The following is a 12,475-nucleotide window of genomic DNA, read 5'->3' on the forward strand; positions in this document are numbered from 1 at the left end:
CCGGTGTCGGAAGAAGCTGACGAGTCCTCCAAAACAGAAGACCCGACGGGAAAAAAGCTCGACGAGGCCCACAAACAGGGCCAGTTCGCGATGACCCGCGAGGCCGCGAACTGGTTGATGGTCGCGGCGATGCTGGTGGTTCTGGTCTCCATCCTGCCCGGCACCTTGAAGGGGCTGGTCTTCCGCCTGAATTATTATTTCGAGAATCTGGACCGCATCACCTTCGACCGGGCCGGGGTCGGGGCGCTGTTGTTCCGGGTGATGACCGACGCCATGTGGGCGCTGTGGCTGCCCATCCTGCTGTTCGTGGTGGCCGGCGTCCTGTCGACCATCGGGCAGACCGGCTTCCACGTCTCGTGGGAGCTGATCTCGCCGAAGTTCGGCAAGCTGAACCCGCTGCCCGGCCTGATGAACATGTTCAAGGCCAACCAGGGCGTCGAGCTGCTGAAGAGCATCGTCAAGCTGGGGGTGGTCGGCGGCGTCGCCTATATGGCGCTGGTGCCGATGTTCGGCGGCATCGAGGCCTATATCGGCATCGACATCGTTGCCATGCTGTTGCAGATGGACGGGCTGGCCCATCGCCTGCTGGTCTGGGTCCTCGTCGTCCTGACCTTCATCGCCGCCGGCGACTTCCTGTGGCAGAAGCAGCAGTTCGACAAGAAGATGAAGATGACCAAGCAGGAGGTGAAGGACGAGCACAAGCAGCAGGAAGGCGACCCCGTGGTCAAGGGCCGCATCCGGCAGATCCGGTTCGAGCGCGCGCGCAAGCGCATGATGGCCGCGGTGCCGAATGCCGACGTGGTCGTCACCAACCCGACTCACTTTGCGGTTGCGCTGAAATACGATCCCACCCAGATGGGCGCGCCGATGGTGCTGGCGAAGGGTGTCGATCAGGTCGCCTTCAAGATTCGCGAGATCGCCGAATCGAACAATGTCCCGGTCATAGAAAACCCGCCCCTTGCCCGTGCGCTCTATGCCGCTTGCGATATCGACGAGGAAGTTCCATCCGAGCATTATCGGGCGGTCGCCGAAGTCATCACCTATGTCTTCAAGCTGAAAGGGCGGTCGCTGCGCAATTGATCCGGGGCAACCGATCCGGTTCAATCGATCCGGATTCATTCGATCTGGGTGCAACGGCTCCGGCCCCTTGACGGTTGAAGGGGCGGTTGACGGGATCGGCTGGATCGGCCGGCCATCGCAGGTGGTGTGACGGGCAAGTGCGGACCGGGGCATGTCCCGGCCGGACCGTGTGGGGTTTGGAGTATTGGTGGACGACGCAACTTCCCTTTCCGACACCGCGCGCGATGCAGTGAACCGCAAGGCTTCGTCCGGCGGGGTGTTGATGCTGGTGCAGTATGCGCTGGCGCCGGCCGGACTGCTGGTGCTGGCCGCCGGATTGCTGTTGGAGCACGATGCGGTCGGCTGGCTGGGGGCGGCGCTGGTGGCCTTGGGCGTGGCCCTGCTGATCGCCCGCAGCGTGTCGGTGGTGCGGCGGTCGGCCCACATCGGCGCGCTTCTCGGCGGCGCGCTGGAAGGGATGCCGGCCGGACAGCTGGTCTGCGACGGAACGGACGATGTGGTGTTCGTCAACGCCGCCTTCCGCGAGCTGTCGGGCTGGCGCCGCGGCGAACGGCCGCTGGACGCCCTGGCCCGCCAATTCTCCGGCGACCCCGACAGCGCGCGCGAATTCCGCCGCCTGCGCGAACGGGTGAAGGCGGGGGGGCTGCCTCGGCCGAGTTGGCGATCCCGGCGCTGGACGGGCACCCGCCGGAATGGCGCAAGGTGCAGGGCCAGCCGGTGGCCGGCTTCCCCGGCTCCGTCCACTGGCGGATCGAGGACATCACCGCGCGGCGCGAGCTGGAGCATGTCATGCTGCGCGAGCAGGCCAAGCTCGCCGACTTCATGGAACATGCGCCGGTCGGCTTCTTCTCGGTCGATCAGAACGGCCATTTCCTGTTCGTGAACGCCACCCTGGCCCAATGGCTGGAGGCCGCCCCCGGCGACCTGACCGACGGTGAATCGCGGCTGCACGGCATCCTGGCGGCTCCCCCGGTGTCCGCCGCCCCCTACGACCTGTTCGACCATGGCGGCGGCGAGCAGCGCGGCGAGCTGACCATGGTGGGTCTGCGCAGCCGGCGGTTCCAGGTCGCGGTGGCGCAGAGCGTGGTGCAGGCCGACGACGGCACCATCCACACCCGGTCGGTGGTGCGCGACCTGTCCCCGGAACGGGAATGGCAGGAGGCGCTGCGCCAGTCCGAGCAGCGGTTCCAGCGCTTCTTCGAGGATGCGCCCATCGGCATCGCGCTCGTCGACGAGACCGGGCAGCTGACCGAATGCAACGAGGCCTTCCTGGCGCTGATCGGCAGCGAGTCCGGCAGCGTCATCAACCGCCCGATGGCCGACCTGATCGTTCCGGCGGAGCGCGAGGCGGTGATCGCCCGGCTGCGGTCGGTGCAGGGCGGCGCCGACCCGGCCCACCCGCTGGAGGTCCGGCTGTCCGGCGGGCGCGAGCTGACCGCCCAGCTCTATGCCCGGCGCCTCGCCAACCCGGTGCGGACGGATGGCCGCGGCGAGGGTAGCAGGGGCGATGGTGCCAGGGGCGATGGGGCGCGCGGCGACGGTGTCGGCCTGATCCTGCACTTCATCGACATGACCGAGCGCAAGAGCCTGGAGGCCCAGTTCGCCCAGTCGCAGAAGATGCAGGCGGTCGGCCAGCTGGCCGGCGGCGTGGCGCACGACTTCAACAACCTGCTGACGGCGATGATCGGCTTCTGCGACCTGCTGCTGCTGCGGCACAAGCCGGGCGACCAGTCCTTCAGCGACATCATGCAGATCAAGCAGAACGCCAACCGCGCCGCCAACCTCGTGCGGCAGCTGCTGGCCTTCTCGCGCCAGCAGACCCTTCAGCCGCGCGTCATCAACGTGACCGACGTGCTGGCGGAGCTGGCGAACCTGCTGCGCCGGCTGATCGGCGAGAACATCGAACTGAAGATGATCCATGGCCGCGACCTGGGTCTGGTCAAGGTCGACCAGAATCAGCTGGAGCAGGTCATCATCAATCTGGTGGTCAATGCCCGCGACGCCATGGCCGGCGGCGGCAAGCTGATCGTCAACACCACCAACTACGTCGTCAGCCAGCCGGAGCGGCGGGAGCACGAGACGGTGCCGGCCGGCAGTTATGTCTCCATCGAGGTGATCGACACCGGCTGCGGCATCGCGCGGGAGAATCTCCAGCGCATCTTCGAGCCCTTCTATACGACCAAGGAGGTCGGGTCGGGCACCGGGCTCGGCCTGTCGACGGTCTACGGCATCGTGCGGCAGACCGGCGGCTTCGTGCTGGTCGATTCGGCCGTGGGGGAGGGAACCACCTTCACCATCCTGCTGCCCCACCACCAGGGCGAGCTGCGTCCGGTCGATACGGCGGAGCCGCGCGAGCGGCGCGGCAGCGACCTGACCGGCACCGGCATCATCCTGCTGGTGGAGGACGAGGATGCGGTGCGCGTCTTCTCCGCCCGCGCGCTGCGCAACAAGGGCTATCAGGTGCTGGAGGCCAAGAACGGCGAGGCGGCCTTGCAGCAGATCGAGACCAACGGCGCCTCCATCGACCTGCTGATCACCGACGTGGTGATGCCGCAGATGGACGGGCCGACGCTGGCCCGCCATGTCCGCAGGCTGCGCCCGGAGATGCGGGTCATCTTCATCTCCGGCTATGCCGAGGACCGGCTGGGCGAGATCGACGGCGTCGAAGTCGCCCATTTCCTGCCCAAGCCCTTCTCGCTGAAGCAGCTGGCCTCCAAGGTGAAGGAGGTCATCCGCGACGGGCGGTGAGGGGCAGCCGGGACAGCGGATGGGGGAGCGAATTCGTTCGCGAAAACGAGCCTGGACAACCCCGGAAAAATAGGAACGCACCGGCAACATCGGCGCTTGCAAACGAGAACGAAGAGAGTACATTCAGCCTCGTTGCAAGAGCGCCGACCGTGTGTTCTAAGAGAGGGGTACCGGGCATGTCGTCCGCACAGCTTCGTTTGGTCGAGAAGGATTCCATGGACAAGCAGAAGGCGCTCGATGCCGCCCTGAGCCAGATCGAACGCGCGTTCGGCAAGGGCTCGATCATGAAGCTCGGCGCCAAGGAGAACCTGGTCGAGACGGAGGTGATTTCCACCGGCTCGCTCGGTCTCGACATCGCGCTGGGCATCGGCGGCCTGCCGAAGGGCCGCATCGTCGAAATCTACGGGCCGGAAAGCTCGGGCAAGACGACGCTGGCCCTGCACGCCATCGCGCAGGCCCAGAAGGCCGGCGGCACCTGCGCCTTCGTCGATGCGGAGCATGCGCTCGACCCGTCCTATGCCCGCAAGCTGGGCGTCAACATCGACGAACTGCTGATCTCCCAGCCGGATGCCGGCGAGCAGGCGCTGGAGATCGCCGACACGCTGGTGCGCTCCGGCGCCATCGACGTGCTGGTGGTCGACTCGGTGGCGGCCCTGGTGCCGCGCGCCGAACTGGAAGGCGAGATGGGCGACAGCCATGTCGGCCTGCACGCCCGCCTGATGAGCCAGGCCCTGCGCAAGCTGACCGGCTCGATCTCCAAGTCGAACTGCCTGGTGATCTTCATCAACCAGATCCGCCTGAAGATCGGCGTGATGTTCGGCAACCCGGAGACGACGACCGGCGGCAACGCGCTGAAGTTCTACGCCTCCGTCCGCCTCGACATCCGCCGCATCGGCTCGATCAAGGACCGCGACACCGTCGTCGGCAACCAGACCCGCGTCAAGGTGGTGAAGAACAAGATGGCCCCGCCGTTCCGGGTGGTCGAGTTCGACATCATGTATGGCGAGGGCGTGTCGAAGGTCGGCGAGCTGCTCGACCTCGGCATCCAGGCCGGCGTGGTCGACAAGTCGGGCGCGTGGTTCAGCTATGACGGCACCCGCATCGGCCAGGGCCGCGAGAATGCCAAGACCTATCTGCGCAACAACCCGGAGATGGCCGACGCCATCGAGGCCAAGATCCGCGGCAACGCCGGTCTGGTCGCCGACGCGATGATGGGCACCCCGGAAGCCGACGGCGAAGCCTCCACGCCGGAGTGACACCGTCCGGTCATGCGTGACGAAAGGCCCCGCTTTCCGAAAGGAAGGTGGGGCTTTCTGTTTTTTGGCGGCTGGCGAATGCCCTCACCTACACATCCATCACCACATGCGGCCGGAACGCCCCCTCCAGCGTCAGCAGCAGGTGCAGATAGACCGCCACCTTGCGCGCGCGGTCGGTGTTGCGGGAGAGGCAGTCGCGTAGCTGTTCGGCCATCCGGGCGGTTTCCGCATCCTGCGCCGGCGCTGCCGCGGTGACGGCCTGGACGATGTGCTCGGCATCGACCGGGATCGGCGCCGCCGGGTCCTTCAGCAGGGCCTCGGCCAGCGCTTCCTCGTCATGGGGAACCGGCCCGGCTGGGAAATTGGCTGCGGCCTGAGGGGTAAGGGCAGCGGCACGGTGGGACAGGTGGCTGCGGAGATTGTCCTTCAGCCGGCTGCGCTGCCCGTCGTCGAGCCCCTCGAACTGGTCGACCTCATCGAACAGCAGGTCGTAGAGGCGGCGGCGCTGTGGGTTGGGCGGGCTCTGGTCGCGCCGCTCCTGCTCGCGCTCCTGCTGCTCCCGCCGTGGGTTGCGGCGGTGGTTGCGGTCGGTGGCGCTGCCGGTCCGCTCGACGCCGGCTGTGGTGCGGACACTGAACTCCGGTGGGCCGATGCCGCGTCCGGAGGTGAGATTGCCGGACATGAGCCGCCTCCCGGGACTGGTTACCCCTGGCGATCCAGTCTGGCAGAGCCGGCGCTTCCTTCCAAGCCGAAGCGCCGGCCTATGACCATCAGTCGCCGGCGCTGGCCACCGCATTGTCGGCCGGTTGCGGCTTGTTCCTGCCGAAGCCCAGCGTCGGGAAGACGTTGATCAGTGCGGTGATGAAGGCGGCCAGATAGGGCAGCGACTGCACCACCAGCAGGCCCGACCACATGAAGGCGTCGCGGTTCTCATGGCCGAAGACCATGACGATGGCGAGCGCCGCTCCCCACAGCGACACCAGCAGAACCAGTTCCTCCCGCGCCATCAGGAAGGCCTGCATCAGCGCCGGCTGGTTCTCGCATTTCGGCGTGCGGACGAAGGGACGGCCGGACGTGAACATACCGAGCCACATGGCGCGGCCGACCGTGTGGGTCAACGCCATGCCGGCCACCGCCGCGCCGACCTTGTCCCAGAAGCCGCACCTCACCCGCGCCTCGTAGAGCCAGAGCGAGGCGCCGACCTTGAAGGCGAAGACGCTGAGCGTCGGGATCATGAAGACGTTGGGCGGGAACTCGAAATATTTCGGGAAGGCCATCAGCCCGATGGACCACAGGATGCCGGCGATGCCGAACACCATGTGGGCGGCGTCGGCGAACCAGGGCAGCCAGCCGGTGATGAAGTGATACTTCTGGCCGGCGGTCAGCTCCTTGGCACCGGGCGACAGCTGGCGCCAATGATGCTTCAGGATCTGCACCGCACCATAGGCCCAGCGGAAGCGCTGCGTCTTGTAGGCGGAGAAGCTGTCGGGCACGAGGCCCTTGCCGTAGCTCTCCGGCATGTAGACGGCCTCATAGCCATGCTCGAACAGGCGCAGGCCGAGGTCGGCGTCCTCGGTGATGCACCATTCGCCCCAGCGGCCGACCTTTTCCAGGGCCGACTTGCGGATGATGGTCATGGTGCCGTGCTGGATGATCGCGTTGCGCTCGTTGCGCTGGATCATGCCGATGTGGAAGAAGCCGGCATATTCCCAGTTGGTCATGCGCTGGAACAGGTCGTGTTCCCACTCGCGATAATCCTGCGGCGACTGGACGAAGCCGACCTCCGGCCGGTTGAAGTGCGGGATGGTCGCCTTCAGCCAGTCGGGATGGACCTGATAGTCGCTGTCGATGACGGCGATGTGCTCGGCATCCGGGGCGGTCTGCGCCAGACCGAAGTTCAGCGCGCCGGCCTTGAAGCCCGGCCAGTTGTCGAGGTGGAAGAAGCGGAACTTCGGCCCCAGTTTCTTGCAATATTCCTCGATGGGCCGCCAGACCGCCGGATCCTTGGTGTTGTTGTCCAGCAGCAGGACTTCGTAGTTCGGGTAATCGAGGGCGGCCAGCGCGTCCAGCGTCTGCATGACCATGTGCGGCGGCTCGTTGTAGCAGGGCACATGGATCGACACCTTCGCCGCATTGGGCAGCGGGGCGGCGGAGCAGGGGATGAACTTGCGCTTGAACTTGTGCTGCCAGACGACCTCGGTCAGCTCCATGCCGTCGATCAGCATGACCGCGAACAGCACCAGCTGGCAGAAGATCAGCAGGCCCCAGGCGATTTCGGTGGTGAGTGCGAGGCCGGCGGCCGAGGCGGCGCTGACGGTGAAGACCAGCACGGAGGCGACCGCCTGGATCAGCGCGCCGTAGAAGATTTGCCCGCCGATCTTCAGGTCGCTGCGGCGCCACAGGAAGAACACCAGCGGCAGGAAGCCCAGCGCCACGGCGGTGGCGCACTTGATCTCCCAGTTGCGGATCTCGTGTACCCCGCCGATCATCGGGAATTTCGGGTTGCGCTGATAGTCCCACAGGCCCCAGCTGGTGCCCGCCGTGCCCTCAATCTCCCGCTTCCAGGGCTGGTCGAAGGCCTCCATGATGAAGTAGTCGAGCTTGTTCTGGGCGGCGACGTTCAGGAAGTTGCGGATGAACTTGGCCTGGTTGACCTGGCTCGCCTCGGCGCCGCGGCGCCACGGCCCGTCGGCCGGCCAGCCGATCTCGCCGATCAGGATGTGCTTGTTCGGGAACTTCGCCTTCAGCTCGTTGTAGCGGAACATGGCGTAATCGACCGACTGGTCGACCGGCACGCCTTCCCAGTAGGGCAGCAGATGGACGGCGAGGAAGTCCACCGCGTCGGCCAGCTCGGGGTTCTTCAGCCAGACGTGCCACGGCTCGGCGATGGAGACCGGGACGTTGACCTTCTTCTTCACCCGCTTGACGTACTCGATTGCCTGCGGGACCGTCAGGTCGGCGCGCAGGATCGCCTCGTTGCCGACCAGCACGCGGCGGACGTTGCTGTTGGCGCGGGCGAGCTTGATCAGGCCGGCCAGTTCAGGCTCGTCGATTTCCGGCTTGCCGGCGGTCCAGGCGCCGGCGGTCACCGGCAGGCCGTGCTTGGCGGCGATGGCCGCGACCATTTCCGAGCCGTCGGTGGTCGAATAGGTTCTGACCGCCTTTACAGCACCTTCCAGCGCCGTCATGTCCTTTTCGATGTCGTCGGCGGACGCCTTGTCGCCCTTCGAGGGGCTCTTGTCCGAATGGAAGGGGGTATAGGCGACGCCGGTGATGGCGCCGGCCCAGGACCGCTCGTCCACCGGACGGTTCCACAGCGCCCAGAAGGCGATGTTGCCGAGGATCACCAGGATCAGAACCGCAAAGGCCGATTTGCGCATGTGGGTCGTTCTCGCTCGCCGCACCAGAAAACATGGATACGGCCCGCGGAAATGGCGCAAGGGGATCGTTGCCGCCCCGACCATTGCCTCGGACCGAACTCTCTCAATCGTCCAACGAATGCCGCCCGTGCCGTATGGCCGGCGCGCACGGCCTTCTATACAAGCTTCGCGGTTGGCCCGCCACTGCCGGCTACAACAGGGCAGCCTCCGGATTATTCCCGGATGATGCTTCCGGTCAGTGCCAGACAGCGAGTGCCAGAGAGGAGTGAAGCATGTTTTCCCTTAACGAACGGCTACAGGCCGACACACTTCATGTGACCGATCTGGATCTTTGCCGGGTTCTGCTGATGAACAACCGGCTGTGGCCCTGGCTGATCCTGGTGCCGATGCGCGAGAGTGCCGTGGAAATCCACCGGCTCGGCGACGGGGACCAGGCGACGCTGATGCGGGAGATCGCGCGAGCCTCCCGCGTGGTGGAGCGGCTGTTCGCGCCGGACAAGATGAATGTCGGGGCGCTCGGCAACATGGTGCCGCAGCTGCACGTCCATGTGATCGGGCGGACGCGCGGCGATCCGGCATGGCCGGGTCCGGTCTGGGGAGCCGGCCATGCCGAGCCTTACCAGCCGGCGGCGGCGGCGGCCCTGGCGCAACGGCTGGCCGACGCGCTGCATGCGGAGGACTGACCGCCGGCCCGGTCGCGGGGACAGGCGTTACAGGGTCTTCAGATATTCCACCAGATCCCACCGCTCCTGTTCCGACAGGCCGCGGCCGATGATGCCGCTGCCGGCGACGCCGGACCCGACGAACTGGTGCCCGACATTGGTGTTGCCGGGGATCTTGGTGTCGAGGGTGAAGGTGCCGTCGGCGCAGTCGGTGCGGTAGCCGACCTTCACCGGATCGAAGCTGCGCAGGCCGAGGCAGAAGCTCTTCGGCCGCTCCTCCAGCGGCGACAGCAGGTCGTAGAGCGTCGGGACCGAGCCATTGTGCAGGTAGGGGCCGGCGGCCCAGATGCCGTCCAGCGGACGGGCCTTGTAGCCGGCTTCCGCCTGGAGGCAGTTCGGACGGAAGCCGTTCATCTCCTCCCGCTTGGCGGGCGGGATTTTGTTCTCGTCATAGGCGGTCTCGGCCGTCTTCTGGACGACGTAGCCCAGCGCCGCCGCGAAAGTCGTCTTCGTGACCGGCTCGCCCGGCTTGCCGTTGCACAGGCTGGCGGGATCGACCTTCAGGAAGGCCGGCAGCTGCACCGTCCGGGTTTGCAGGATGTTGGCCTGGGCCGGGTCGGTGCCGACATTGATCGGCGTGACCTTCAGATAGCTCTGCTTGGCGGCGTTCGGCTTGGTCCAGTATTTCGCATCCCAGAAGGCCGGGGTATCGACCGGCGGCAGGTGGCAGCCCTGGCACAGCTCCTGGTACAGGCCCGCGCCGCGTGCCCGCTTGGTCTCATCGACGGTGCCCAGAACGGCTTGCGGCCATTTCGGCGCGGTCAGCCCCTGGAACCCGGTCACGCTGCCGTCCGGCTTGCGGGCCAGCGGGTTCGGGCCGGCCAGCAGCTGTTCCATCTTGTAGAGATTGTCGACCGGCACGGAGGAGGCATAGAGCTTGCGGTCCGGGTTCGACAGGTTCACCCGCGCCGCCACGCCCATCGACTCGCCGGCGTTGCGCACCATCGGCTGCATGATCGAGGCGTCATACTGCACCCAGTCGAACCAGGACGCGTTCCAGATGTGCGGATACTTCACCGGCGCCGTGATGGCGGCGACGTTGGTGAAGGGGTCGAACTCCACCTTGCCGTTCAGCAGGTCATTGGTGAAGACGGTGTTGCCGATGCGGGTCAGCGCGTCCAGACGGTTGAAGCCCTCGGTGACCGCCGGATTGCCGCTCTGCGCCGCGCCGCGCTTCGCCAGGGTCTCCAGGGTGGTCAGCGTCTGCTCGAACTGCTCGCGCAGGGCGGCCGTCTGTTCGGCGGTGCGGGTGGGGCCGAGCACGCGGTCGGCGAAGCGGTCGAACCGGCCGGGCAGGACCTTGGTGTAGGCCAGCGAATAGCCCAGCGCCGCCGTCAGCGCATCGAGGTTGATGACGGCCGGCGCGCCGTCGATGCGCAGGCTGACGCCGTTATACTCGATGTGGCCGGTGTGACAGGCGGCGCAGGTCAGGCCGATCTGGTCGGGCAGCGACTGGCCGGTCGTCGGGTCGACATAGCCCTTGGTGCGGGCGAAGCCGACCGGCAGGCCGTCCGGGTTGACCTCGTCCTCCGACTGGTTGTAGGCGGCCAGCACCGCCTTGGCCGAGCCGGGCTCTGCCCCATAGCCGTAATCGCGCGCCGTGGCGCCGCCCAGCCGCTTCGGGCTGGGGATGAAGCCGAACTGCTGCAGGTACGATTCGTCCGCCAGCATCTTAGGCTCGCCGAAGACCCGGATGTCCGGCTGCTCCAGCGCCGTGAACCAGGAATAGGGGATCGGGAAGGTCGAGGTGCCCTGGCTGGCATGGTGATACCAATAGCGCTCGCCCGGCTTCCAGTTCTGGTCGAGCCAGACCGCCTCCTTGGTGGGGGCCGGTGTCGGCAGTGCCGGCGCACAGGCGCCGAGCAAAGTCAGCGGCAGCAGGCCGACCGCTGCCACAATCGACAGGCGAGACGCATTCATGGGCGTAACCTCCACGCGCGTGGGTTGATGGTCAATGACCCCACTGTCGCTGTGATAAATGAGCCCGAGCAACAGAAAAATTGTATTTCTTTTCTACATGCAATTTTTGAAACCGGAGCGGAACCGCCGGGCCGGCCATGCCGTTATCAGGACGGAACCGTTCGTGTGTTCAGCAAAAATCCGGAGATCGCCGCCATGGCCACCGAAGACCGCCCCGCCTCCCGCACCTCCGACGCCCAGTCTGACGCCCCTTCCGAAGCCGCCCAGCAGATCGAGGACAAGCTGGTCGATGAGACCGGCAAGGCCGCCGGCGATCCCGACAAGCCTGTCCAGAAGAAGTGGGAGGAGATGGGCGAGCGCGAGGAGATCGCCGAGCAAAGCCGGCGGGAGGGCGGCGGCGCCTGACGGCCGCCCCTACCGCTTCACCGTGCAGGTCAGCGCCAGCACGTCCGCCGCCTTGTCGAGGTCGTCGGCGCGGACCAGCACATAGTCGGTGTTGTAGGTGGAGATCGCGAAGATCGGCAGATGGGCCTGGGCCAGCGGCACGGCGATGCGGGCCAGGATGCCGAACAGGCTGAAATCGACCACGCCCTCCACCCGGAAGGCGCGCCAGCCGCGCTCGGCCTTCACCCCGTCGGGCACGCGCTCCTCCCGGCAGAGGATCGACAGCTCCTCGCCGGTGCGGGTGGCGCCGACCAGCGGGTCGGTCCAGTCGAGCCAGTCCGGCAGGCCGCTGCCCGGCGGCAACTGCGCCACCGCCAGCCGTTCCGGCAGGATCGACAGGGTCAGGCCGGTCTGCTCGCGCACCAGGGCCGCGGTCAGCGTCGCCTCGTCCACCTCGAAGGGCTTCAGGATGCGCCGCGCGCGGGCGGCCAACGACGGCACGCCGGAGCGCATGGCGCGGCCCAGCATCTCCGCCGAAGTGGCGCGCAAGTCCGCGTCCGATTCGGCCAGATCGACCACCGCCTGCAGGGCGCTGGTCTGGACGATGCGGCTCGGGCTGTTCTCGAACCAGTCGGCCAGCAGGACGGCGGCGCGGTGGCGCTGCTCCTCCGTCATGGTCAGGCGCGGCACGATCTGGGCGATGTGCCAGCGCACCTCCGCCTGCTCGATGGCGACGGCATCGGTCAGCAGATGCTCGACATAGGGGTCGAGCCAGCCGGCATTGCCGCGCGACACCCGTTCCAGCGCGTCGGCGGCGCGCATGCGCACGCTGGCGTTCCCGTCGAACAGGCAGCCGACCAGTTCCGCCAGCTTGCCGCGGTCGGCCGCCACCTCGTCGGCGACCGACGGGGCATCGCCCATTGCACGCCGGTCGCCGATGGCCAGACGGCGGGCCAGCGACACGGTGCGGATCAGCTCATCCATC

Annotated in this window: 9 protein-coding genes and 1 pseudogene; 6 read left to right on the forward strand and 4 right to left on the reverse strand. The window is 67.0% G+C overall.

Annotated features, from left to right (window positions below; translation table 11 throughout):
- The first annotated feature begins 3 nt into the window (after window positions 1-3).
- The 4 genes and pseudogenes from flhB to recA all read left to right on the forward strand — a co-directional run bounded on the left by flhB (window position 4) and on the right by recA (window position 5,084).
- A complete protein-coding gene (gene flhB, locus ACWPN3_RS15180; protein ID WP_492261546.1) occupies window positions 4-1,080 on the forward strand; it encodes a flagellar biosynthesis protein FlhB in 1,077 nt (358 codons plus the stop codon).
- Between the two features lie 457 nt (window positions 1,081-1,537).
- Window positions 1,538-1,696: pseudogene (locus ACWPN3_RS15185) on the forward strand (PAS domain-containing protein); the annotation flags it as partial.
- Window positions 1,697-1,782: 86 nt separating this feature from the next.
- On the forward strand, window positions 1,783-3,828 hold the full coding sequence (locus ACWPN3_RS15190) for an ATP-binding protein (protein WP_492240359.1): 2,046 nt from the start codon (window positions 1,783-1,785) through the stop codon (window positions 3,826-3,828).
- A 176-nt stretch (window positions 3,829-4,004) separates the two neighbouring features.
- Window positions 4,005-5,084: a recombinase RecA gene (recA, locus tag ACWPN3_RS15195; protein WP_492240360.1), complete on the forward strand. Its 1,080-nt coding sequence runs from the start codon at window positions 4,005-4,007 to the stop codon at window positions 5,082-5,084.
- A gap of 88 nt (window positions 5,085-5,172) precedes the next feature.
- Here recA and ACWPN3_RS15200 read toward each other — a convergent pair whose 3' ends face one another.
- Both ACWPN3_RS15200 and ACWPN3_RS15205 read right to left on the reverse strand, forming a co-directional pair.
- Window positions 5,173-5,766, reverse strand: coding sequence for a hypothetical protein (locus ACWPN3_RS15200; protein WP_492240361.1), 594 nt, complete (start codon window positions 5,764-5,766; stop codon window positions 5,173-5,175).
- Window positions 5,767-5,854: 88 nt separating this feature from the next.
- Window positions 5,855-8,464 carry a glycosyltransferase family 2 protein gene (locus tag ACWPN3_RS15205; protein ID WP_492240362.1) on the reverse strand — a complete coding sequence of 870 codons (2,610 nt, stop codon included), beginning with the start codon at window positions 8,462-8,464 and terminating at the stop codon, window positions 5,855-5,857.
- 272 nt (window positions 8,465-8,736) lie between these two features.
- Here ACWPN3_RS15205 and ACWPN3_RS15210 point away from each other — a divergent pair, with 272 nt between their 5' ends.
- On the forward strand, window positions 8,737-9,147 hold the full coding sequence (locus ACWPN3_RS15210) for an HIT domain-containing protein (protein WP_492240363.1): 411 nt from the start codon (window positions 8,737-8,739) through the stop codon (window positions 9,145-9,147).
- Window positions 9,148-9,174: 27 nt separating this feature from the next.
- On the opposite strand, the gene ACWPN3_RS15215 is transcribed toward ACWPN3_RS15210, so the two are convergent.
- The gene (locus ACWPN3_RS15215) at window positions 9,175-11,106 is read right to left on the reverse strand and encodes a di-heme-cytochrome C peroxidase (protein WP_492240364.1); all 1,932 of its coding nucleotides are present in this window, start codon (window positions 11,104-11,106) and stop codon (window positions 9,175-9,177) included.
- Between the two features lie 195 nt (window positions 11,107-11,301).
- On the opposite strand from ACWPN3_RS15215, the gene ACWPN3_RS15220 reads away from it, so the two are divergent.
- Entirely contained in the window at window positions 11,302-11,511 is a 210-nt protein-coding gene (locus ACWPN3_RS15220) for a hypothetical protein (RefSeq protein ID WP_492240365.1), read from the forward strand.
- A 9-nt stretch (window positions 11,512-11,520) separates the two neighbouring features.
- Here the strand turns inward: ACWPN3_RS15220 and ACWPN3_RS15225 are convergent, their stop codons facing one another.
- A complete protein-coding gene (locus ACWPN3_RS15225; protein ID WP_109449485.1) occupies window positions 11,521-12,474 on the reverse strand; it encodes an ACT domain-containing protein in 954 nt (317 codons plus the stop codon).
- Window position 12,475 lies beyond the last annotated feature (1 nt).

This window comes from Azospirillum sp. UENF 111221, assembly GCF_058780625.1.